Consider the following 22,485-nt stretch of genomic DNA (forward strand, 5'->3'; position numbering starts at 1 on the left):
GTCTGGACGAAGCGGCATCCCTGCACAATGCTGGAGGGATGCCGCTTCCTGCCGATTACCGCCTCGTCACCGTGCCCGAGACGCGCCAGCGCGACGTGCTGACGCTCGACGTCTGGGCGTTCCCGACCGAGCACACCGTCGACAAGCTCATGACCACCCCGCCGGGACTCCCCTGGGGGGAGCGCACCTTCGCCGTCGAACGCGACGGAATCCCCGGCTACACCGGCTTCCACGCCACGTACGCCCTGCAGGCCTACCCCGTTCCGGGTGCGGAGGTCTCGTGCGGCTGGCTGACCTGGGTCGGCGTGCATCCCGGGCATCGTCGTCGTGGCATCCTGCGCGCGATGATCGAGCACCACTTCGCCGACTGCCTGGCCCACGGCGAGGCGTTCTCGGCGCTCACCGCCTCGGAGCCGTCGATCTACGGCCGCTTCGGCTACGGCCTCGCCGCCAACGTGCTGTCGCTGAACATTCCGCGGGGTGCCGCGCTGCGCTCCGTCGCCGGCTCGGACGCGCTCAGCGTCGAGCTCGCGGAGTGGGATGCCGCCGCCCACAGCGACCTGGTGGCCGACATCCACCGCGAGTACGGACGCCTGCCCGCCGGGCTCGGCCGCCCCGGCTGGGCCACGCGTGAGACCGCCGACATGCGCACCTACTGGGATGCCGACCCCGAACACCTGCGTGGTGGCCGCGAGTCCCGGCGTCTTGTCGTCGTGCGGGATGCCGGCGGCCGCCCGACCGCGTTCGCCGCCTTTCGGCGCACGCTGAAGTGGGAGGGGATGGGATCCGACGGAACCGTCCACGTGCGCGAGGCCGTCGCGCTGGATGCCGCATCCGCCCATCGGCTGTGGACCGTGCTGCTCGACCTCGACCTGATGAATCGCGTCGAGGTCGACAACGTCGCCACCGACGATGCGATCATGCGCCTGCTCGTCGACCCGCGCGCCGTGGAGCCGAAATACGCCGACCACACCTGGGTGCGGCTGCTGGACGTGCCGCGGGCGCTCGCGGAGCGGCGCTATGCCGGCGACATCGACGTGGTGCTCGAGGTGACAGACGCGATGGTGCCGGCCAATGCCGGGCGCTGGCGGGTCGTGGCATCCGCATTCGGGCACGCGGAGGTGACGCCGACCGACGCGGAGCCCCAGCTCGTGCTCGACGTGCGCGAACTCGGCTCGGTGCACCTGGGCTCGGTCACGTGGACATCCCTCGCCCAGGCCGGGCTGATCGAGGTGCGGGATCCGGCCGCCCTCGCGCCCGCCGCCGTCGCGTGGTCGTGGCCGGTCGCGGCAGCCGCCAACTGGGTGTTCTGAGCCGCGCAGGAAACGACGGATGCCGCGGACCCGAGGGTCCGCGGCATCCGTGCGTGTGTCGCGGATTACTTCGCGGCGACCACCTGAAGCGAGATCAGAGCGGTGAGGTCGTCACGCAGGCGAACGGTCGCCTCGTGGTTTCCCACAGCCTTGATCGGCGAGGTGATGTGGATCTTGCGCTTGTCGAGGTCACCGAGACCGGCGGCCTTGACGGCGTCTGCGATGTCACCGGTCTTGACCGAGCCGAACAGGCGACCCTCGGCGCCGGCCTTGACGGTGAGCTTCACCTTGGCGGCCTCGATGGCGGTCTTGAGGGCGACGGCCTCTTCGTGGTCGTGGATCGCGCGGGCGTCGCGGGCGGCACGGATGGATGCCACCTGCTTCTCGCCACCGCGGGTCCACGCCACAGCGAAGCCCTGGGGAATGAGGTAGTTGCGGGCGTACCCGTTCTTGACCTCGATCACGTCACCGGCGCTACCCAGCCCGGCGACCTCGTTCGTGAGAATCAGCTTTGCCATGGGGGTGCTCCTTAGCGGCCTGCGCCGGCGTAGGGCAGAAGAGCCATCTCGCGCGCGTTCTTGATGGCGCGGGCGATGAGGCGCTGCTCCTGCACGGAGACACCGGTGATACGACGGGCGCGGATCTTGCCGCGCTCCGAGATGAACTTGCGGAGGGTGGCGACATCCTTGTAGTCGATGACGCCGACGCGGATCGCCTTCGCGGGGGCCGCGTTCTTCGCGCCCTTCCGCGGCTTGCGGCGCGTGCTGCTAGCCTTTCCAGCCATTTTGTTTCCTTAGTGTGGGGAGGATGCCTGAGGCATCCGGAGTTTTAGAACGGAGTGTCGTCGCCGTAAGAGCCGGGCGCGCTCCAGCCGTCGTTGTCGCGGGAGTTCGAACCGGGGGTCGCCCACGGCTCGTCGTCGCGCGACGACTGCTGGCGCGGCTGGTTGCCCCCGAAGGAGCCTCCGCCGCCATTGCCACCGCGGTCGCTGCCGCCGAAGCCGCCGCCGTTGCCGCCGGAGCTGGCCGCGCGGGTCACCTGCGCGGTGGCGTAGCGCAGCGAGGGGCCGATCTCGTCGACCTCGAGCTCGATGGCGGTGCGGTTGTTGCCTTCGCGGTCCTGGTAGGAGCGCTGACGGAGGCGACCGGTGGCGATCACGCGGGAGCCCTTGGTCAGCGAACCGGCCACGTGCTCCGCGAACTCGCGCCACACGGACGCGCGGAGGAACAGCGCTTCGCCGTCCTTCCACTCGTTCGCCTGACGGTCGAAAGTGCGCGGCGTCGACGCGATCGTGAAGTTCGCAACGGGCAGCCCGTTCTGCGTGTAGCGCAGCTCGGGGTCTGCGGTCAGGTTCCCGACCACGGTGATGACGGTTTCGCCGGCCATGTCTTACGCCTTACGCCTTTGCGACCGCCGCAGCCTTGCGGGCTGCCTTCTCGTCGGTGCGCTTCTGCTCGGCGGCCACCTGGGCGATCGCCTCTTCAGCACGCAGGACCTTGGTGCGCATGACAAGCTCGCTGAGCTTGAGCTGGCGGTCGAGCTCCTGAGTGGCCTCGCTCGTCGCGGTGAAGTTGACGACGACGTAGATGCCCTCGTTCTTCTTCTGGATCTCGTACGCGAGACGACGACGGCCCCACACATCGATGTTGTCGATCGAGCCACCGTCGTTCGTGATGACCTTGAGGAACTTCTCGAGGTTCACGCCGACCTGGCGCTCGTCGATCTCAGGGTTCAGGATAACCATGAGTTCGTACTGGTGCGTCACTTACCCACCTCCTTCGGACTAGCGGCAGCCGGGCATTTCCCGGTTGCAGGAGGGTGTGTTTGCACGCCGCCCGGACACACGTGTACCCAGGCAACCTGAACAGCCTACCGTACGGCCGCTGAAGATGCGATCTCAGGATGCCGGACGCCGCACGCCCAGCATCCGCGCGAACAGCCGCTGCAGCGGGCCGGTCAGCAGCATGAGGAACAGGGCGTAGTAGGAGACCTCCGGAAAGAGCAGGGCCAGCACGAGTGCGAGGGCGAACAGCGCGACGGTCGCGATCTCGCCGGCGATGCCCGCGAGCAGCCGGTCGGGTTCGATCGTGTGCGTGGCCGGATGCGACCGCAGGTACAGGCGCGTGAACAGGGCCAGCGCCGAGGTCAGGATCATGCTGCCGATGTACATGGAGATGAGCACCCGGTCGCGGGACGACATCTGTCCGACCATCGCGGTGACCACGGGGATCCACACGATCGACAGCAGCCACGCCATCGTGATCCACAGCAGCGGCACCGACACGCGCTCGACCCGCGAGAACACCCGGTGGTGGTCGACCCAGAACATCGCGATGATGCCGAAGCTCAGCACGAACGCGAACAGCTGCCCGGTGTGGCCCAGGACCCACGTCCACGCGCTCTCGTGCTGGGACGCCGCCTCGTTGACGCTCTCCATGAGCGGCAGGATCAGCAGCGTCATGGCGATCGCGACGACCGCGTCGACGAACGCCTTGGCGCGCTCCGCGCCGAACAGCACCGTCTGCTGTTCGGCCGCGTCGTCCGGTTCGGTCACGAATTAGATCGTAGCGACCGCACCCGCCCGGGGACGGGGGCTACCGTGATCACATGCGCTGGACCGGGGATGTCGCCGCGGGCGACTGGCTGAAGCCGCTCATCGACGACCCGTGGCGGCACACGATGCACGATGTCGTCCCACGGGGGTTCGAGGCCTACGCCCGGGTGTTCCACCCGGCGTCGCGCAGCCGCCCCGTCGGACAGCGGTGGCCGCGCGGCTCGATCGACGACAATGCCCGGGGATGGCAGAAGTTCTCCGCGGAACGGCACGAGATCGAGTCCGAATCGGTGAGCTGGGCCCAGGTCGCCGACGCATTCGGCACCACGATGCATCCGTACGCCCAGTTCCGCGCTCTGGTCGGCCAGACCGACGGCGCCGGAGCGGCGGGCCAGCCGGAGGACGCCGCCGGGTGGCACTACGGCCAGACCATGGAGGGACAGCTCGATGCCGGCGTCCTGTCCGTCCTCGCCGGCGTTCTGAGCGGGCGCACGACGACACCCGATTCCGGAGGGGTGGCCCTCTGGGACGGCTGGGGCGACCTGGTCGGCGGACTCGGCTACGGGGGTTCGCGCAGTGCGTACGTGCGGTTCGACGGAGACGATCCGGAGCAGGGAGTCGACTTCATCGCGCAGACGACACGCGACTGGTTCAACGATGTCTTCCGCCCGCCGACGTGGCAGGACGGCATCCTGTCCCGGGAGATCTCGAAGTCGCCCCGGCTCGAGCTGCCCGGGCGTTCCTTCGTCGTGTTCGAGGGCGGCATCCGCGAGTTCACCTCCCCCGACTGGGAGTCTCGCGTGCCCTGGCTCGACGTGTCGGGTGTGGAACTCGGCTTCCCGCCGAGCGCGTACGCACCCAGCATCATCTGGCCGGACGACCACGCCTGGGTGCTGGTGAGCGAGGTCGACTACGACTCGACGATCATCGCGGGCAGCCGCGAGCTGATCCGGGCCGTGTGCTCCACGCCCGGTGTGGAGGCTCTGCCCATCGCGCCCGATTCCGCCTTGACCTGGGATTCCGACGAGGTGAACCGGTGACCACCACGCACCCGTTCGATTCGCGACCGCTCACCGACCCGATCGATCCGGCCGAGCTGCGCGCGTTCGGCCGGCAGCTGCGTGCGGGCGGTCTCGCCGCGAACCTCGTGCCGATCGCGATGGCGGTGCTCGGCGTCCTCGTCTTCGCCGTCGTGTTCATCGGATTCGTCGGCGGCATCATCGCCTCGTTCGCCGACGGGAGCGGCTCGGGCATCCCGTTCCTGTTCGTGAGCGTTGTGCTGCTCGCGGTGATCGTGACCCTCGGCGTGCTCACAGTGCGGCGCTGGTTCCGGCCGACGCGCCTGTTCCGGCTCGTGAAGTTCGCGCAGGCGAACGGCATGGAGTTCCAGACGATCGCCCGGGACCCCGACCTGCCGGGCATGATCTTCCGGCAGGGCCGCAGCCGGGTCGCCACCGACATCGTGCGGGGCGACCAGCCGCGGTTCGTCGAGTTCGGCAACTTCCGGTACGAGACCGGCAGCGACAAGCAGAAGCAGACCCACCGCTGGGGCTACATCGCGATCCGGCTCGACGTGCCGCTGCCGAACATCGTGCTGGATGCCGCGAGCAACAACTCCTTCTTCGGCTCCAACCTGCCCGAGCAGTTCGGCCGGCACCAGCGGCTCGCCCTCGAGGGCGACTTCGACCGGTTCTTCACGCTGTACGCGCCGGAGGGCTATGAGCAGGACGCCCTGTACCTGTTCACGCCCGACATCATGGCCCGGTTCATCGATCACGCCGCCGCGCTCGATGTCGAGATCGTCGACGACTGGCTGTTCCTGTACGCCCAGCGCGACATGACGACGCTCGATCCCGCCCAGTGGGCGTGGGAGTTCTCGGTCGTCGGCGCCCTCACCGACAAGCTCGCCCAGTGGGGCCGCTGGCGCGACGAGCGCCTCCGGGCGGCGCCGGACCGGGATGCCGTCTCCCCCGCCGGCGCGGGTGCACCGGGCCTGCCGTTCGCCGCTCCCGCCTCCGCGCCCCTGCCACCGGCATCCCCGATCGGCGTCGCCGCCGGCGGTCGCCGCCTGCGTCAGGGCGTTCCGGTGCTCGCCCTCGTCGCGATGGGCGTCGTGGTGGTCGGCTGGTTCGCGATCCAGCTCGCCGGCGCGTTCCATCCGTGAGGCATCCCGCGTCGAGCCACGGCGGCGCCGACGAGACAGGGCCGCCGCGACCGTTTCTGGTCGCGGCGGCCCTGTCTCGATCAGGCCGGAGCGGACCCGGCCGGGTCAGGCCCCGGACGCTGCGTTCGCGGCGATCCAGGCGGCGCGGCGCGCGCGCTGCTCGACGGGATCCGGCACCGGCAGGGATGCCAGCAGCCGCTTCGTGTAGTCGTCCTTCGGTTCGGTCAGCACCTGCACCGTGGAGCCCTGCTCGCGCACCACGCCGTGCCGCAGCACGACGACGCGGTCGGCGACGGCATCGATGACCGCGAGGTCGTGGCTGATGAACAGGCACGCGAACCCGAGCTCGCGCTGCAGTTCGGCGAACAGCTCCAGCACGGTCGCCTGCACCGAGACGTCCAGGGCGCTGGTCGGCTCGTCGGCGATGAGCAGCTTGGGCCCGAGCGCGAGCGCGCGCGCGAGGGATGCCCGCTGCCGCTGACCGCCGGACAGCTCGTGCGGGTACCGGTCGCCGTACGCGGTCGGCAGGCGCACGGCTTCCAGCAGCTCGTCGACCCGCGCGCGTGCCCTCGCCGGGCTCGACGCGCGACCGTGCGCCACCAGCGGCTCGGCGATGCACTCCGCGATCGTGAGCAGCGGGTTGAAGCTCGTCGCCGGGTCCTGGAACACGAACCCGATGTCGGGACGCAGCTTCGCGAGCTTGCGCGACGACGAACCGCGCAGCTCGGTGCCGAGAACCTTCAGCGACCCCTCGACGACCTGCGTGAGGCCGACCATGGCCCGGCCGATCGTCGTCTTGCCCGACCCGGATTCGCCCACCAGGCCCAGCACCTCACCCTGCGCGATCCAGAAGTCCACGCCCTTCACAGCGACCACGCCGCGGCTGCCGAAACGGCCGGGGTAGGCGATCTGCAGTTTGTCGGCGACCACGACGGCATCGGCCGGCGGGCTCGCGGGCGCGGCGGCTGAGGCATCCTGCACGGCGCTCTTCCCGCGCCCGACGTGCGGCACGGCATCCAGCAGCTGCTTCGTGTACTCCTCGCTCGGGTGGGCGAACAGCTCGGCGACCGGCGCCTGCTCCACGATGTCGCCCTGGTACATGACGATCACCCGGTCGGCGAGGTCGGCGACCACGCCCATGTTGTGGGTGATCAGCACGATCGTCGCGCCGAACTCGTCGCGGCAGGCGCGCAGCAGCTCGAGGATCTCGGCCTGCACCGTCACGTCGAGGGCCGTGGTCGGCTCGTCGGCGATGATGAGCCCGGCGCCGAGCACCAGCGTCATCGCGATCACGATGCGCTGCTTCTGCCCGCCGGAGAACTGGTGCGGGTAGTCGTCCACGCGCGTGTCGGGATGCGGGATGCCGACCCGGCGCAGGATGTCGATCGCCCGGGCCCGGGCATCCTTCTTGGACAGCTTCTCGTGCGCCTGCAGACCCTCGATGATCTGCCACCCGACCGTGTAGACCGGGTTGAGGGCCGTCGAGGGCTCCTGGAACACCATCGCCACGTCGCGGCCGCGCATCGAACGCAGCTGGGCCGCGGAGGCGTGCACCACGTCGGTCTCGCCCGCACCGGTTCCGCGGATCACCACGGCCCCGCCGAGCGTCGCGGTCTCGGGGAGGAGCCCCAGCAGCGTGTTCGCCGTGACGGTCTTGCCCGACCCGGACTCGCCCACGATCGCCAGCACCTCGCCGGCGCGGGCCTCGAGCGAGATGCCCTTGACCGCGACGACGGGGTCGCCGTCGGTGGCGAACGTGACGCGCAGGTCGTCGACCCGGGCGACCGGTTCGGTCGTCATCGTGTCGCTCACGAGGCACCTCCTGCCCGGCGGCGCGTGCGCAGCCGCGGGTCGCTCAGATCGTTCAGGCTCTCGCCGACCAGGGTGATGCCGAGCACCACCAGCACGATCGCGATGCCCGGCGGGATCGCCGTCCACCAGATGCCGGCCGAGACGTCGGCCACCGAGCGGTTGAGGTCGTAGCCCCATTCCGCCGCGGCCGTCGGCTCGATGCCGAAGCCGAGGAAGCCGAGGCCCGCGAGGGTCAGCAGCGCCTCCGATGCGTTCAGCGTCACGACGACCGGCAGCGACCGGGTCGAGTTGCGCAGCACGTGCCGCACCAGGATGCGGGCGGTCGGCACGCCGATCACCCGGGCCGACTCGACGAACGGCTCGGCCTTGACCCGCACCACCTCGGAGCGGATCACCCGGAAGTACTGCGGCACGAACACCACCGTGATCGAGATCGCCGCCGCCAGGATGCCCGAGCGCAGGTCGGACTGGCCGCCCGAGATCATGATCGACATCACGATCGCGAGCAGCAGCGACGGGAACGCGTAGATGGCATCCGACAGCATCACGAGGGTGCGGTCGAACCAGCCCCCGAAGTAGCCGCCGATGAGGCCGAGGATCACACCGATCACGATCGAGAACGCGATCGAGCAGATGATGGCGAGAAGTGCGGTCTGCGCGCCCCAGACCGTGCGCGAGAGCACGTCGAACCCGGAGACGGTCGTGCCCCACAGGTTGAGGGAGTTCGGCGGCATCGTGGTGCCGAACGCGTGACCGTTGACGGACTGCTGCGCCCAGCCGTAGGGCGCGATCCACGCGGCGAACGCGGCGACCAGAATGAAGGTGACCGTGAGCACGAGGCCCAGCACGAGCATGAACCGCTGCAGGCCGACGCTCTGGCGCAGCTGCGAGATCACCGGGATGCGGCTGAGGAGGCTCCGCTTGCGGGGCGCCTGGACGGGGGTGGTCTGCGTGGTCATCAGTACCTCACTCGCGGGTCGATGAGCGCGGCGACGATGTCGACGATGAAGTTCGTCACGGCGACGATGATCGCGATCATGATGACGATGCCCTGCACGGCGACGAAGTCGCGCGCCTGCAGGTACTGGTTCAGCATGAACCCGATCCCCTTCCATTCGAAGGTCGTCTCGGTGAGCACCGCCCCCGACAGCAGGATGGCGATCTGCAGGCCGATGACCGTCACGATCGGGATGAGCGCGGGCCGGTAGGCGTGCTTGGTGAGGAGGCGATACTCGCTGACCCCTCGGGAGCGCCCCGAGGTGACGTACTGCGCGCCCAGCGTTCCGATGACGTTCGTGCGCACGAGCCGCAGGAAGATGCCCGCGGTCAGCAGACCGAGCGCGAGCCCGGGCAGGATCGCATGCCACAGCACATCGCCCACGGCATCCATGTCCCCGAGCCGCAGCGCGTCGACGATGTAGATGCCAGTGGGATTCTGCATGCTCTGCAGCTCCAGCTCGTAACTCGTCGACGCCCGTCCCTGCACGGGCAGTGCCCCGAGCCACACCGAGAAGACGAGCTTCAGCATGAGGCCGAGGAAGAAGATCGGGGTCGCGTAGAACAGGATCGCCGTGACGCGAAGCACGGCGTCCTGCCACTTGTCGCGCCGGTAGGCGGCGATGAGCCCGAACGGGATGCCGATGAGGAACGCGACGATCAGCGCGTAGATCGCCAGTTCCAGCGTCGCGGCGCCGTAGGTGAGCAGCACCTGGATCACCGGCTGATGGTCGGTGAGCGTGGTGCCGAAGTCACCGCGCAGGATGCTCCACAGGTAGTCGACGTACTGGATGATGAGCGGCCGGTCGTACCCGGCGTCGTGGATGCGCGCCTTCAGCTGGTCGGGCGGGAGCTTGCCGCCGAGCGCGGCGGTGATCGGGTCCCCGGTGACCCGCATCAGCAGGAACACGACGGTGACCAGGATGAAGACGGTCGGGATGATCAGGAACAGGCGGATGACGATGTAGCGCCAGAGCCCGCCCCGCCCACCTCTTGTGGAGGCGGCGGGAACCAGGTCAGCGGCGTCGATGGCGGTGGCCATGGGTTTACCTCACAGAAGGATGCCGCAGGGCCCGACCGCCCGGGAAAGGCGGTCGGGCCCTGCGTCACGCGTCACTTGTGGATCGGCGCGTAGTGGAAGGTGAACGAGGCGTCCAGGACGGTGCCCTGGACATCCTTGCCCACGACCGCGACCTGCTTGCCCTGCGTCAGCGGCAGGGTGGAGAGGTCCTTGGCCACGAGGTCCTGGATCTGCTTGATCACGTCGCCGCGCTTGGCGGGGTCGGTGATGCCGACCTGCTCGGAGATCAGCTTCTGCACCTCGGGGTTGTCGTAGTGGTTGCCGAGGAAGTTGTTCTTCGAGAAGAACGGCGTGAGGTAGTTGTCGGCATCCGGGTAGTCCGGGAACCAGCCGAGCTGGTAGGCCGGGTACACGTCGGCGACGCGGTCCTTGGAGTACTGCACGTACTCGGTCTGGCCGAGGTTCACCTTGAACAGGCCGCCGGTCTCGAGCTGCGACTTGACGGCCGCGTACTCGTCGCCCGACGAGGGGCCGTAGTGGTCGCCCGTGTACTGCAGGTTCAGCGTGACCGGCGTGGTGACGCCCGCGGCCGCGAGCACGGACTTCGCCTTGTCGAGGCTGGGTCCGCCCGAGCCGTCGCCGTAGAGGCCCTTCAGGGACTCGCTGGCGTTCGGCACGCCCTGGGGCACGTAGCTGTACAGCGGCGTGTAGGTGTCCTTGAACACGTTGGTCGCGATCGCCTTGCGGTCGACGAGGTCGGCCGCGGCCTGACGCACGGCGAGCGCCTTCTTGGCATCCGCCTGCGGGGTCTTCGCGCCGAACGGCATCGTGTTGAAGTTGAACACGATGTAGCGGATCTCGCCGCCGGGACCGGTGACGAGCTTGACCTTGCTGTTGGACTTCAGCGACGAGATGTCGGTGGCCGACAGGCTCCGGTAGGCGACGTCGATGTTGCCGTTGCCGATGTCGAGCTTCATGTTCGAGGCATCCGCGTAGTACTTGACGTCGACGCCCGCGTTGGCGGCCTTGCCGAGGTTGCCGGCGTAGCCCGCGTACGGCTTGTAGGAGATCAGCTGGTTCACCTTGTAGGAGGTGATCGTGTACTGGCCGGCGAAGGCGTTCGCCTTGACGATGTCGTTGTCGGGCATCACCTTGTCGGCGGGGAAGACCTTCTGGTCGACGATCGGGCCGGCCGGCGTCGTGAGGATCTGGGGCCAGGTCTGGTCGTTGGCGACCTTCAGGTGGAAGACCACGGTGGTGTCGTCCTTGACCTCGGTCGAGGCGAGGTTGCCGAGGAGGGCCGCGGGGCCGTTCGGGTCGTTGATCTTCACCTGACGGTCGAACGAGAACTTCACCGACTCGGCGTTCAGCGGGTCGCCGTTGGCGAACTTGAGGCCCGGCTTGAGCTTGACCGTGTACTCGTTCGGCGTCGTGAAGGAGGCCGACTCGGCGATGCTCGGCGTCACCTCGGAGGTGCCGTACTTCGCGTTCATCAGGAACGGGTACACCTGCGTCTCGACGGCGTACGAGCCGTTGTCGTAGGAGCCTGCCGGGTCGATCGAGGTGATCTTGTCGGTCGTGCCGATGACGATCGGCTTGCTCGAACCGCCGGACCCGGTGTTCCCGCCTTTGCCGGCGCATCCGGACAGTGCGACAGCGGCCACACCGACCGCAGCGACTGCCAGAAGCATGCGTCCGCGTGATGACGTGTGCAATGACATGTGTGATTTCCTCTGCTTTGAGGGGGGTTCCGCGCAGGGTGGCGCGGTGCGAGCATCCATTGTCACCCACGACCGCCGGATTCCGGGCATCCACCGGTGTTTTCGTGATCAGACCGAGACCCGCGTCCGGTGAGACCGAGTGTCAGGATGCCTCGGTTCCGGAGAGTCCCGAGACGGCGCGCAGTTCGGCGGCGAGCGCCTCGATGCGGGCCGGTTTCGCGGCGAGGAACGCGAGCTGCGGGCCTCGCACCGGCACCAGATCGAGAGCGCCCGCGGCATCCTGCCCGCGCAGGGCGAGACGGAGCGCCGGGTACGTGCGCAGCACCCGTCCGGTGCCCGGCGACAGGGCCGTGTGCTTCGCGAGGGATGCCGCGACGAGCTCGCGGGTGGGGCAGCGGAACACCGGGCCCTCGGCCGGGTCCCGGTACAGCTCGAGGGTCGTGCGGTCGACGACCAGGGCGACCCCGGTGTCGTCCGGCGCCGCGTCGCGGATGCCCTCGTCGCCGGTCACGGTCCGCAGCTGCGACGGAAGGTCGGGACGCATCTGCGCCAGCACCACGACCGCGCCGGGACGGGATGCCCGGACCGTCTTCGCGAAGCGTCCCCACGCGAAGAACAGCCGCGAGGCGTCGCCGCTCAGCAGCACGCCGACCACGACCGCGAGCACGGCCACGGTGACGATCACCCACAGGTCCACAGTGGGACCCTATGTCATCGGTCGGTGCGACAGCCCTCAGGTCACGGCGCCGCGCACCTGGAACTCGGGGGCGCGCCACAGCTCCTCGTCGAGCACCGTGCGCAGGGACTCGACGGCATCCCACACGTCCGCGAAGCCGAGGTACAGGGGCGTGATGCCGAAGCGCAGCACGTGCGGCTCGCGGTAGTCGCCGATCACGCCGCGGGCGATCAGGGCCTGCATGACCGCGTAGCCCTCCGGATGCAGGAAGCTCACGTGACTGCCCCGGTCGGCGTGAGCGCGCGGGGTGATGAGCGTCAGCGGATGCCCGGCCAGCCGCGTCTCGACGAGCTCGATGAACAGGTCGGTGAGCGCCAGCGACTTGGACCGGAGCTGCTGCCCGTCCGCGCTCAGGGCGATGTCGATGCCGACCTCCATGGTCGCCAGCGACACGATGGGCTGCGTACCGACGAGGAAGCTGGCCGCCCCCGGCGCCGGGTCGTAGCCGACCGCCATCTCGAACGGGCGGGCGTGTCCCCACCAGCCCGACAGCGGCTGCTTCGCGCGCGCCGCGTGCTTCGGCGACACCCACACGAACGCCGGGGATCCGGGCCCGCCGTTGAGGTACTTGTAGGTGCAGCCGACGGCGAAGTCGGCATCCGCGGCGGTCACGTCCACGGGCACCGCGCCGATCGAGTGGCACAGGTCCCACACGGCGAGCGCGCCGGCGGCGTGGATCTCGGCGGTGGTGGCATCCATGTCCCACCAGGCGCCCGTGCGGTAGTTGACCCCGGTGAGCAGCACCACGGCGACGTCGTCGTCGAGGGCGTCCGCGAGCGGATGCTCGTCGTCGATGAGCCGCAGCTCGTACGGGCGCCCGTCGGGGTGTCCGAGCATCCCGATGATCCCCTCGATGATGTAGAGGTCGCTCGGGAAGTTCTCCTGCTCGGACACGATGACGCGGCGCGCGGGGGCGTCCTCCCGCTGGATGCCGAGGGCCGCCGCGAGCGCCTTGAACACGTTGATCGACGTGGTGTCGGTCGCGACGCACGATCCCGGCGTGCCGCCGATGAGCTGCGCGATCTTGTCGCCGATGCGGGTGGGCAGCGCGAACCAGTCGTGGGTGTTCCAGCTGCCGATCAGGTCGCGGCCCCACTCGACGGTGACGACGGATGCCGCCCGCTCCACGGCCGCCTTCGGCAGCGCGCCCAGCGAGTTGCCGTCGAGGTAGATGACGCCCGGCGGGAGGTCGAACAGGTCGCGGAACGGACGCAGCGGGTCGGTCTGGTCGGCGGCGACGCAGGCCTCGCGGGAGCTCAGCATGTGCCCACGGTATCCCGAGAACCCGATCCGCGAGACAGGGTCTCGCCGCCGACACGGGCCCGCGACGACCCGGTCTCGTCGCCGCGGACCTGTCTCGATGACCCGCCCCCGCCGCCGAGGCTTCCGTGACACGCTGGAGGGACACCGTGGAAGGGGATGCCATGAAGGCTGTGCAGTATCGCGAGATCGGCAAAGGACCCGAGGTCGTCGAGGTCGACACTCCCGAACCGGGGCCCGGGCAGATCCGGCTGAAGGTGACCGCGGCGGGCCTGTGCCACTCGGACTGGTTTCTCATGGATCTGCCGGCCGACCAGTACGCGTACGGTCTGCCGCTCACCCTCGGGCACGAGATCGCCGGCGTCGCGGACAAGCTCGGCGACGGGGTCGTCGGCATCGAGGTCGGCGCGTCGTACGCGGTGTACGGCCCGTGGGGATGCGGCGTCTGCCACGCCTGCGCCGAGGGCAAGGAGAACTACTGCGCCCGGGCGGCATCCCTCGGCATCGCGCCTCCCGGACTCGGCGCGCCCGGCGGCATGGCGGAGTACGTCATCGTCGACAGCGCGCGGCATCTGCTGCCCCTCGGCGACCTCGATCCGGTGCAGACGGTCTCGCTGACGGATGCCGGACTCACGCCGTACCACGCGATCAAGGCCGCCCAGCACAAGCTGTATCCGGGGGCGTTCGCGCTGGTGCTCGGCGTCGGCGGCCTCGGGCACGTCGGGGTGCAGATCATCCGGGCGATCAGCGAGGCGACCGTGATCGCGGTCGACGTCAGCGAGGACAAGCTCGCCCTCGCCCGCGAGGTCGGAGCCCACCACACGGTGCTGTCGGGCCCGGATGCCGCCGCCCAGGTGCGCGAACTCACCGGCGGACTCGGGGCGGATGCCGTGTTCGACTTCGTCGGCGTCCAGCCCACGATCGACACCGCACGGGAGTCGGTCGCGATCGACGGGTTCATCCACATCGTCGGCATCGGCGGAGGCATCCTGCCCGCGGGGTTCTTCTCGACCCCCTTCGGCGCGGCGGTGCGCAACCCGTACTGGGGGTCGCGCTCGGAGCTCGCCGAGGTGCTCGACCTCGCCCGCACCGGCGCCGTGTCGGTGCACGTGCAGCAGTACGGCTTCGACACCGCGGTGGAGGCCTATGGCCGCCTGCACCACGGCCAGGTGCGCGGCCGCGCCGTCGTGGTTCCGTAGCTGAGGGCTCCCGCTTGTTGAGCGAGCGAAGCGAGACGAAACGCTCCACGCCCGTCGCTAGCCGGTCGGCCGGGTCGTGACCTCCTCCTTTCGTTGGTGCGACCCAGTCTCAAGCCGTCGCCCACGCGACTGCCCCACGTTCGTCAGCGTCGTGGGGGGCTGACGAAGTTGCGGAGGAGGGGCGCACCGACCGGATCTGAATAGGACTGCATGAGCGCTACCGGGTCCGCATCCGCGATGTACGAGTACATGACCGCCGGGTGGAGATAGTCGCGGTCGCGGATCCGGAGATCCATCGGGCGGCCGAGACGACTCAGTCCCGTCCATCGGTCGCCGAAGTCGATGACCGCATACCCGGGGGCGCATTCGCGCCAATCGAAAGGGAAGAAGACATGCCCAAGATTGCGCGTCGACCGGAGGTCGTCTCCGACATAGTCGATCAGCATGCGCTCGATTGCATTCATCTCCGGTGAGGTCATCAACAGCCGGGGCTCCTCTGCGCGCTCCGCGCGCTCCAGCGCAATCGTGCGATCCGCTGCAGTGATCGTGAACCGGATTTCTCCGCCGTCGTTTGCGATGGTGACACTCCCGGGAGCATGGAAGATCGCGTATCCCGCGCCCGCCGCCCAGGCCGAAAAGTCGGGGTTCAGTTCGATCGTGTTCATTTCAGCACTTTCGCATGAACAAGCTCATGAACGGACCTCTCGACATGGTCCATGTCACGGACGAGCACTTGGGCACCGCCGCCGCCATGGCCGAACGCGCGAGCGACTTCGCTGATCTCGATGGTCCAGCCCTCTGGAAGGTGCCCTGTGAGTTCGTATCTGTAGAGTTGCCGCGCGAGCGACGAAATGGGCAGTGCGCGTTCTTCGAAACTGGACGTCACGCCGTTGAACCTGAGCGCCAGATACTGTCCGCTGTCCGGCCCGACCCGATCGAGCTGCTTCCCGTAGTCGCGCACGAAGGCCCTGATGTTTGAGTACGCGACCCGAACGGATCGCGTCCACCAGCTGCGCGCCGTCATCCAGCAAACCCGCGCCACTGAACACCGTGGCGGTCTCCACCGGACCGGACGTCAACGGACCACTCGACACAACACCGTCCTCCAACGGTCGCATCACGGGCCCACCCCCCAACCTACCCGGGCAGCCCCGGTCCCGTTGCGCTCGGCACGGCCCGGTGGTCTCCGTGAGACATGGTGCTCCCGCCGAAACAAGGTCACGGCGCACTTGTTTCGGCGGCGCGACTCGGTCTCGGCGACGCCCGACGAGGATGCCGCCCCGACGCGATTGCCCTTCGACGGGCTCAGGGCGCTTGCGCACCCGTGACAAACGTCACGGGAACGACGTGACGGGGGTGTGCGGGCGGGGCATCCGGACCGCGGCACTCTTGAACCATGACAATCCCCACACCCACTCCAGCCGCCGCCGGCACGTCGCCCGGAGCCTCCGGGCGCGTGGGCCCAGCGGTCGCCGCATCCGGCATCACGAAGAGCTTCGGCAAAGTCCGGGCCGTCGACGGCGTCTCGCTCGAGATCGAGCAGGGTGAGATCGTCGCGTTCCTCGGCCCGAACGGAGCCGGCAAGACCACGACCATCGACATGCTGCTGGGCTTGTCGCATCCCGACACCGGCTCGGTGAAGGTGTTCGGCGAGTCGCCGCGCGCCGCCATCGCGCACGGACTCGTCTCGGCGGTGCTGCAGACCGGCGGCCTGCTCAAGGACATCACCGTCCGCGAGACCCTCCAGCTGACCGCGAGCCTGTTCGCCGACACGCGACCGGTCGACGAGGTCATGAAGCGCGCGGGCATCACCGAGATCGCCGGCCGCAAGGTGGGCGTGTGCTCCGGCGGCCAGCAGCAGCGCCTGCGGTTCGCGATGGCGCTGCTCAGCGACCCGGGGCTGCTCATCCTCGACGAGCCGACCACCGGCATGGACGTCGAAGGACGCCGCTCGTTCTGGAGCAGCATCCGCGCCGACGCCGACCGCGGCCGCACCGTGCTGTTCGCCACCCACTACCTCGACGAGGCCGACGAATACGCGGACCGCATCGTGCTGATGGCCCGCGGCCGCATCGTCGCCGACGGAACCGCGTCCGAGATCAAGAACCTGGTGTCGGGCCGCACCGTCCATGCGACCCTTGCCGCGGCGGACCTCAGCGTGCTGGCATCCCTCCCCGGCGTCGACAATGTCGAGGTGAAGGGCGACCGCGTCGCGATCCGCACCAAGGACTCGGATGCCGCGGCCCGCTACCTGCTCACGCAGACACCCGCCCGCGACGTGGAGATCACGGCTCAGAACCTCGAGAGCGTGTTCCTCGCCCTCACCGCCGACACCGAGTCGGATCACACGCGCCCTGAGCCCGTCGAAGGGCAGAACCCCGGCTCGGAAGACCCTTCGACAAGCTCAGGGTCCACCTCTTATGAAGGAGCCCTGTCGTGACCTCCATCAACCTGGAGCGCCGCGTTCCCGCGTTCGGCGGCTTCAACCTCACCTATCTGCGCATCGAGCTGATGCGCAAGCTCCGCAATCGCCGCGGGATGCTGTTCATCGTCGCATTCCCGATCATGATGTACGTCATCGTCGGGGCCCGGTTCGTGCACACGCAGCTCACCGCGGTGCCGATCTCGCAGGGCGGACCCTCCGTCGCCGCCTACATCATGGTGTCGATGGCGATGTACGGGGCGATGATGTCGGCCACGCAGACCGGCGCGGCCGTCGCGATCGAACGCACGCAGGGCTGGAGCCGGCAGCTGCGCCTCACCCCGCTGAACCCGCTCGTGAACGTCATCATCAAGATGATCGCCGGGATGCTGCTGGGCCTCATCGCCGTCATCGCGACGTACGTCGCCGCCGCGATCAGCGGAGTGCAGCTGACCCCGGTGCAGTGGATCGCGACGGGACTCACCGCCTGGCTGCTCGCCGGCGCGGTGTTCACCACCCTCGGCCTCATGATCGGCTACATGGTGCCCGGCGAGAACGCCGCCCAGATCACCAGCTTCGTGATCGTCATCCTGTCGTTCCTCGGCGGACTCTTCTACCCGCTCAGCCAGATGCCGGAGTTCCTGCAGACCATCGCGAAGTTCACGCCGGTGTACGGCATCAGCCAGATGGCCCGCGCGCCCCTCACCGGCGACCCGTTCGACATCTGGGCACTGGTGAACGCCCTCGTCTGGTTCGCGATCTTCGTGGCGGGCACGGTGTTCTTCTTCCGGCGCGACACCAAGCGGGTCTGACCCTAGGGTGAAGAGCATGACCGAAGGGGCCGGCCGGGGCGACGGGATGCCGAACGGCTCCGTCGACCCCGGCTGGCCCATCCGGCGTCCGGCCGACCTCCCCGGCCCCACGACCTGGCAGACGGTGCGCCGCTCGCTGGTGTCCCGCGGGGCCCGCAGCTGGTATGTCGGCGGCGGCATCTCGCTGATCTGGCTGATCAGCCCCGGACAAGCCGTCCTGAGCGCGTCGGGCTCGTGGTGGGCGGCCGCGATCGGCATCGCCCTGCTCGTCGTCTACGGGATCGCCTTTCTGCTGAGCGGACCGCTCGAGTGGGTGCTGCCGGCATCCGGCCGCATGCTCGTGGTCGGGGCCCTGTTCGTCCTGTCGCTGCTGCTGATGCCCTGGCTGGGCTGGCAGCTTCCGGGCATCTGGACCTATGTCGGCGTCGCCTGGGGCATGGCGGCGCTGCCGTGGCGGCCCACGTGGATCGGCATCGCGGGGATCACCGTGCTGGCCCTCGTGTGCGAGGCGGTCGCCCAGGGAGGGTTCGAGAACGCGCTGTGGGTGCCGGCGATCATCCTCTCGATCTCGCTGATGATGGCCGCGTTCGCGCAGACGCAGGCGACCATGGCGCGCCTGCGGGCGACGCAGCGGCACGTGGAGGCCCTGGCCGCGGAGCGCGAGCGCGGGCGCGTGGCCCGCGACCTGCACGACATCCTCGGCCACTCCCTCACCGTGATCGCCGCCAAGTCCGAGCTCGGCGAGCGCCTCGTCGACATCGATCCGGAGCGTGCGAAGGGCGAGATGGCCGACGTCGCGAGCCTGGCCCGCGGCGCCCTCGCCGACGTGCGCGCCACGGTGGCCGGGTTCCGCGGGATGTCGGTGGGCGGCGAGCTGGCGGCGGTCCGGGTCGCGCTGGATGCCGCGGACATCGCCCTCGAGGCACCGGTCAACGCCGACGCGGTCGGCCCGGAGCACCGGGAACTCGCCGGCTGGGTGCTGCGCGAGGGCGTCACGAACGTGATCCGGCACGCGCGCGCCACCCGGTGCCGGGTGCGGCTGGATGCGGCGTCCGTCATCATCGATGACGACGGGATCGGGCCGACCACCGGGTCGGGCGGGTCGGGGCTCACCGGCCTGCGCGAGCGGGTGGATGCCGCCGGCGGAACCATGTCGATCGGCCGCGGCGACCTCGGCGGATTCCGGCTGGAGGTGCGCCTGTGATCCGCCTGCTGATCGCCGACGACCAGGCCCTGGTGCGCGGCGCGCTCGCGGCCCTGCTCGACCTCGAGCCCGACATCGACGTGGTGGCCCAGGTCGGTCGTGGCGACGAGGTCGCCGGTGCGGTGGCATCCTCGGCGGCCGACGTCGCGCTCCTCGACATCGAGATGCCGGGCCTCGACGGCATCGACGCGTGCGCCGAGGTGCGTCAGGCCGTGCCGGGATGCCGGGTGCTGATCGTGACGACGTTCGGCCGGCCGGGCTACCTCAAGCGGGCGATGCGGGCCGGGGCATCCGGTTTCGTCGTCAAAGACACCCCGGCCGCGCAGCTCGCCGACGCGGTGCGACGCGTGGCGCAGGGCCTGCGGGTCGTCGACCCGGTGCTGGCGGCCGAGTCGCTCGCGCAGGGCGACTCGCCCCTCACCGAGCGCGAGACCGACGTGCTCGCAGCCGCCCAGACCGGCGGCTCGGTCGCCGACATCGCGGGGATGCTGCATCTGTCGGAGGGCACTGTGCGCAACCACCTGTCGAGCGCGATCGGCAAGACCGGCGGCCGCAACCGGGCCGATGCCGCCCGCATCGCCGACGAGAACGGCTGGCTGTAGCGGTCCGTGTCCGCCCACTCGCTCGTTGAGCGAGCGAAGCGAGACGAAACGCGCGGTGCCCGGGCTCGTTGCGTTTCGTCTCAGTCGCTGCGCTCCTTCGCTCAACGACCGGTGGAAAGTCGACTCGTTCGTTGAGCGGGAGGTGTCGTGGGGCTCAGGCCTCCGGGGGTGCGGGCGGGGCCGGAGGCGCCGGCGGCGCCGGAGGTGCCGGGGGTGCGGGACGGGTGCCGGTGGTCTGTCCGCCCTGCAGCCAGACCGTGTGCGCCTTCAGCGCGTGCAGCACGCCGAGCCGCACGGCCGCGTAGACGATGCCGAACAGGATCGCCGCCCCGATCAGCCAGAGCAGAAGCAGGATGAAGCCGCCGAACCCGAAACCCATCATGTGCATGCCCTGAGCCTACGACGACCCGGGCGACCGCGCCGGACCGTACCGAATGCAGGATCGATCGGCATCCGGCGTGACGCGATCCGCATGAATACGCGGTCCCCTCCCCGCGCGCACCGAGCTCATCCTGCATCCGGTCCGGCCGATCGCGCTCACGTGACCCTCAGTCGGCGAGGCCGAAGGCCGCCAGCTCGGCGGGGTCCAGCATCCGGGATCGGATGAGGAACCGCAGTCCCGTGGGGGCCTCCACCGAGAACCCCGCGCCGCGACCGGGCACGACGTCGATGGTGAGGTGCGTGTACTTCCAGTACTCGAACTGCGACTGCGACATGTACACCTCGATCGGATCGAGGCCGGTGACGTCGAGGGCGCCGAGCCGCACGTCGCCGGGGCCGGTGACGAACATCCCGACCGGATAGCACATGGGTGCGCTGCCGTCGCAGCATCCTCCGGACTGGTGGAACATCAGCGGACCGTGCTGGTCCGTGAGCCGGCGCAGCAGTTCGGCGGCGGCATCCGTCACCGCGACCCGCTCGTACGCGTCCGTCATCTCTCCTCCTTCGTCGCCCGACCCGGGCGGCGGCCATCGCTGGGGACGATGCCCGCCGCCCTCCCCCGTCTCCGGAGGGCCCCGATCAGAAGAAGCCCATCGGACCTTCGGCGTACGACACCAGCAGGTTCTTGGTCTGCTGGTAGTGGTCGAGCATCCGCAGGTGGTTCTCGCGACCGATGCCGGACTGCTTGTACCCGCCGAACGCGGCGTGCGCCGGGTACTGGTGGTACGTGTTCGTCCAGACGCGACCGGCCTCGATCGCGCGTCCGGCACGGTAGGCGGTGTCGATGTTGCGGCTCCATACGCCTGCACCCAGTCCGTACAGGGTGTCGTTGGCGATCGAGATCGCGTCGTCGAAGTCGTCGAACGAGGTGACCGAGACGACCGGGCCGAAGATCTCCTCCTGGAAGATGCGCATGTCGTTGGTGCCCTCGAACACGGTCGGGGTGACGTAGTACCCGTCGCTGAGCTCCCCGCCGAGGTCGGCGCGCTCGCCGCCGGCGAGCACCTTCGCGCCCCCGTCCTTGCCGATCTGGATGTACGACAGGATCTTCTCGAGCTGATCGTTGGATGCCTGGGCGCCGACCATCGTGGTGAGATCGAGCGGGTTTCCCTGCACGATCCGGCCGACCCGTTCGAGCCCGTCGGCGAGGAACCCGTCGTAGATCGAGCGCTGGATGAGGGCGCGCGACGGGCAGGTGCAGACCTCGCCCTGGTTCAGCGCGAACATCGTGAAGCCCTCCTGCGCCTTCTCGTAATAGGCATCCCGCGAGCTCGCGACGTCCTCGAAGAACACGTTCGGGCTCTTGCCTCCGAGCTCCAGCGTCACCGGAATGAGATTCTGCGACGCGTACTGCATGATCAGGCGCCCGGTGGTGGTCTCACCGGTGAACGCGATCTTGCGGATGCGCTTGTGGGATGCCAGCGGAGCACCGGCCTCGATGCCGAAGCCGTTCACGATGTTCACGACCCCCGGCGGGATGAGGTCGCCGATGATGTCGAACAGGAACAGCAGGGATGCCGGCGTCTGCTCGGCCGGCTTGATCACGACGCAGTTGCCGGCGGCCAGCGCGGGGGCCAGCTTCCAGGTCGCCATCAGGATCGGGAAGTTCCACGGGATGATCTGGCCGACGACGCCCAGCGGCTCGTGGAAGTGGTACGCGACGGTGTTGTCGTCGAGCTGGCTGATGCCGCCCTCCTGGGCGCGCAGCACGCCGGCGAAGTACCGGAAGTGGTCGACCGCGAGCGGGATGTCGGCGGCCAGCGTCTCGCGCACCGGCTTGCCGTTCTCCCACGTCTCGGCGACGGCGATCGCCTCGAGGTTCTCCTCGATGCGGTCGGCGATGCGGTTCAGGATGACAGACCGCTCAGCGGGCGTCGTCTTGCCCCAGGTCTGGAAGGCGCGCCACGCGACGTCCACGGCCCGGTCGATGTCCTCCGACGTGCCGCGGCCGACCTCGGTGAACGGCTTGCCGGTGACGGGGGTGACGTTCTCGAAGTACTCGCCCTTGACGGGGGCCACGAACTCGCCGCCGATGTAGTGGCCGTAGCGCGGGCGGTAGTGGGCCTTCGCGCCGGGCTGGCCGGGGGCGGCGTACGTGGTGGTGCTGACGTCTTCTTCGACGATGGTCATGGTGTCTCCTTCGACGGTGCGGCTCTGGGCGCCGCGTTTTCCCTGACGCTAGGCCGGGCCACGTTGCATCGAGTTGCAACGGCGGCCGGATGCCGGGA

24 protein-coding genes are annotated in these 22,485 nt (G+C 69.3%); 8 read left to right on the plus strand and 16 right to left on the minus strand.

The window, feature by feature from the left end; translation table 11 throughout:
* Positions 1–38: 38 nt before the first annotated feature.
* On the plus strand, positions 39–1,313 hold the full coding sequence (locus tag LK09_RS19785) for a GNAT family N-acetyltransferase (RefSeq protein ID WP_039403509.1): 1,275 nt from the start codon (positions 39–41) through the stop codon (positions 1,311–1,313).
* Between the two features lie 65 nt (positions 1,314–1,378).
* Here LK09_RS19785 and rplI read toward each other — a convergent pair whose 3' ends face one another.
* The 5 genes from rplI to LK09_RS19810 form a co-directional block, all read right to left on the minus strand.
* On the minus strand, positions 1,379–1,831 hold the full coding sequence (gene rplI, locus LK09_RS19790) for a 50S ribosomal protein L9 (RefSeq protein ID WP_039403511.1): 453 nt from the start codon (positions 1,829–1,831) through the stop codon (positions 1,379–1,381).
* Positions 1,832–1,842: 11 nt separating this feature from the next.
* Positions 1,843–2,097 (minus strand): 30S ribosomal protein S18, encoded by a 255-nt coding sequence (gene rpsR / locus LK09_RS19795; protein WP_039403514.1) that lies wholly within the window; start codon positions 2,095–2,097, stop codon positions 1,843–1,845.
* 44 nt (positions 2,098–2,141) lie between these two features.
* Positions 2,142–2,699 carry a single-stranded DNA-binding protein gene (locus LK09_RS19800; protein WP_039403517.1) on the minus strand — a complete coding sequence of 186 codons (558 nt, stop codon included), beginning with the start codon at positions 2,697–2,699 and terminating at the stop codon, positions 2,142–2,144.
* Positions 2,700–2,709: 10 nt separating this feature from the next.
* Positions 2,710–3,078 carry a 30S ribosomal protein S6 gene (gene rpsF, locus LK09_RS19805; RefSeq protein ID WP_039403519.1) on the minus strand — a complete coding sequence of 123 codons (369 nt, stop codon included), beginning with the start codon at positions 3,076–3,078 and terminating at the stop codon, positions 2,710–2,712.
* Between the two features lie 132 nt (positions 3,079–3,210).
* Positions 3,211–3,867, minus strand: coding sequence for a TMEM175 family protein (locus LK09_RS19810; RefSeq protein ID WP_052227049.1), 657 nt, complete (start codon positions 3,865–3,867; stop codon positions 3,211–3,213).
* A 53-nt stretch (positions 3,868–3,920) separates the two neighbouring features.
* Here LK09_RS19810 and LK09_RS19815 point away from each other — a divergent pair, with 53 nt between their 5' ends.
* On the plus strand, positions 3,921–4,907 hold the full coding sequence (locus LK09_RS19815) for a hypothetical protein (protein ID WP_039403521.1): 987 nt from the start codon (positions 3,921–3,923) through the stop codon (positions 4,905–4,907).
* Complete coding sequence (locus tag LK09_RS19820) at positions 4,904–6,031, plus strand: phage holin family protein (protein WP_039403523.1); 1,128 nt, start codon at positions 4,904–4,906, stop codon at positions 6,029–6,031. Before LK09_RS19815 ends, LK09_RS19820 begins: the two co-directional genes overlap by 4 nt.
* A gap of 105 nt (positions 6,032–6,136) precedes the next feature.
* On the opposite strand, the gene LK09_RS19825 is transcribed toward LK09_RS19820, so the two are convergent.
* The 6 genes from LK09_RS19825 to kynU all read right to left on the minus strand — a co-directional run bounded on the left by LK09_RS19825 (position 6,137) and on the right by kynU (position 13,580).
* Entirely contained in the window at positions 6,137–7,831 is a 1,695-nt protein-coding gene (locus LK09_RS19825) for a dipeptide ABC transporter ATP-binding protein (protein WP_039403647.1), read from the minus strand.
* Between the two features lie 8 nt (positions 7,832–7,839).
* Positions 7,840–8,802 carry an ABC transporter permease gene (locus tag LK09_RS19830; protein ID WP_039403526.1) on the minus strand — a complete coding sequence of 321 codons (963 nt, stop codon included), beginning with the start codon at positions 8,800–8,802 and terminating at the stop codon, positions 7,840–7,842.
* Positions 8,802–9,881, minus strand: a complete 1,080-nt coding sequence (locus LK09_RS19835; RefSeq protein WP_039403529.1) for an ABC transporter permease — start codon at positions 9,879–9,881, stop codon at positions 8,802–8,804. Before LK09_RS19835 ends, LK09_RS19830 begins: the two co-directional genes overlap by 1 nt.
* A 71-nt stretch (positions 9,882–9,952) precedes the next feature.
* Positions 9,953–11,551, minus strand: a complete 1,599-nt coding sequence (locus LK09_RS19840; protein ID WP_231563176.1) for an ABC transporter substrate-binding protein — start codon at positions 11,549–11,551, stop codon at positions 9,953–9,955.
* A gap of 172 nt (positions 11,552–11,723) precedes the next feature.
* On the minus strand, positions 11,724–12,278 hold the full coding sequence (locus LK09_RS19845) for a hypothetical protein (RefSeq protein ID WP_039403533.1): 555 nt from the start codon (positions 12,276–12,278) through the stop codon (positions 11,724–11,726).
* 36 nt (positions 12,279–12,314) lie between these two features.
* Positions 12,315–13,580 (minus strand): kynureninase, encoded by a 1,266-nt coding sequence (gene kynU, locus LK09_RS19850; RefSeq protein ID WP_197061121.1) that lies wholly within the window; start codon positions 13,578–13,580, stop codon positions 12,315–12,317.
* Positions 13,581–13,741: 161 nt separating this feature from the next.
* Between kynU and LK09_RS19855 the strand changes: the two genes are divergently transcribed.
* Positions 13,742–14,776: an NAD(P)-dependent alcohol dehydrogenase gene (locus LK09_RS19855; RefSeq protein ID WP_039403535.1), complete on the plus strand. Its 1,035-nt coding sequence runs from the start codon at positions 13,742–13,744 to the stop codon at positions 14,774–14,776.
* Between the two features lie 143 nt (positions 14,777–14,919).
* Here the strand turns inward: LK09_RS19855 and LK09_RS19860 are convergent, their stop codons facing one another.
* Together LK09_RS19860 and LK09_RS19865 are read right to left on the minus strand one after the other, a co-directional pair.
* The gene (locus tag LK09_RS19860; protein WP_039403548.1) at positions 14,920–15,441 is read right to left on the minus strand and encodes an Imm61 family immunity protein; all 522 of its coding nucleotides are present in this window, start codon (positions 15,439–15,441) and stop codon (positions 14,920–14,922) included.
* Positions 15,438–15,800, minus strand: a complete 363-nt coding sequence (locus LK09_RS19865) for a TNT domain-containing protein (protein WP_039403550.1) — start codon at positions 15,798–15,800, stop codon at positions 15,438–15,440. The genes LK09_RS19860 and LK09_RS19865 overlap by 4 nt, the downstream gene beginning before the upstream one ends.
* Positions 15,801–16,172: 372 nt before the next feature.
* On the opposite strand from LK09_RS19865, the gene LK09_RS19870 reads away from it, so the two are divergent.
* Genes LK09_RS19870 through LK09_RS19885 form a run of 4 tightly spaced genes read left to right on the plus strand, consistent with a single transcriptional unit; the run spans position 16,173 to position 19,816 of the window.
* A complete protein-coding gene (locus LK09_RS19870) occupies positions 16,173–17,216 on the plus strand; it encodes an ABC transporter ATP-binding protein (protein WP_052227050.1) in 1,044 nt (347 codons plus the stop codon).
* On the plus strand, positions 17,213–18,010 hold the full coding sequence (locus tag LK09_RS19875; RefSeq protein WP_039403551.1) for an ABC transporter permease: 798 nt from the start codon (positions 17,213–17,215) through the stop codon (positions 18,008–18,010). The genes LK09_RS19870 and LK09_RS19875 overlap by 4 nt, the downstream gene beginning before the upstream one ends.
* Before the next feature lie 16 nt (positions 18,011–18,026).
* A complete protein-coding gene (locus LK09_RS19880) occupies positions 18,027–19,214 on the plus strand; it encodes a histidine kinase (RefSeq protein WP_231563178.1) in 1,188 nt (395 codons plus the stop codon).
* Positions 19,211–19,816 carry a response regulator transcription factor gene (locus LK09_RS19885; protein WP_039403554.1) on the plus strand — a complete coding sequence of 202 codons (606 nt, stop codon included), beginning with the start codon at positions 19,211–19,213 and terminating at the stop codon, positions 19,814–19,816. The genes LK09_RS19880 and LK09_RS19885 overlap by 4 nt, the downstream gene beginning before the upstream one ends.
* A gap of 154 nt (positions 19,817–19,970) precedes the next feature.
* On the opposite strand, the gene LK09_RS21865 is transcribed toward LK09_RS19885, so the two are convergent.
* From LK09_RS21865 to exaC, 3 genes are all read right to left on the minus strand, one after another.
* A complete protein-coding gene (locus LK09_RS21865; RefSeq protein WP_039403558.1) occupies positions 19,971–20,204 on the minus strand; it encodes an SHOCT domain-containing protein in 234 nt (77 codons plus the stop codon).
* A gap of 160 nt (positions 20,205–20,364) precedes the next feature.
* Positions 20,365–20,751, minus strand: coding sequence for a DUF779 domain-containing protein (locus tag LK09_RS19895; protein WP_039403562.1), 387 nt, complete (start codon positions 20,749–20,751; stop codon positions 20,365–20,367).
* Between the two features lie 85 nt (positions 20,752–20,836).
* Positions 20,837–22,387 carry an acetaldehyde dehydrogenase ExaC gene (gene exaC / locus LK09_RS19900; protein ID WP_039403566.1) on the minus strand — a complete coding sequence of 517 codons (1,551 nt, stop codon included), beginning with the start codon at positions 22,385–22,387 and terminating at the stop codon, positions 20,837–20,839.
* Positions 22,388–22,485 lie beyond the last annotated feature (98 nt).

This window comes from Microbacterium mangrovi, from assembly GCF_000802305.1.
Lineage (GTDB): Bacteria > Actinomycetota > Actinomycetes > Actinomycetales > Microbacteriaceae > Microbacterium > Microbacterium mangrovi.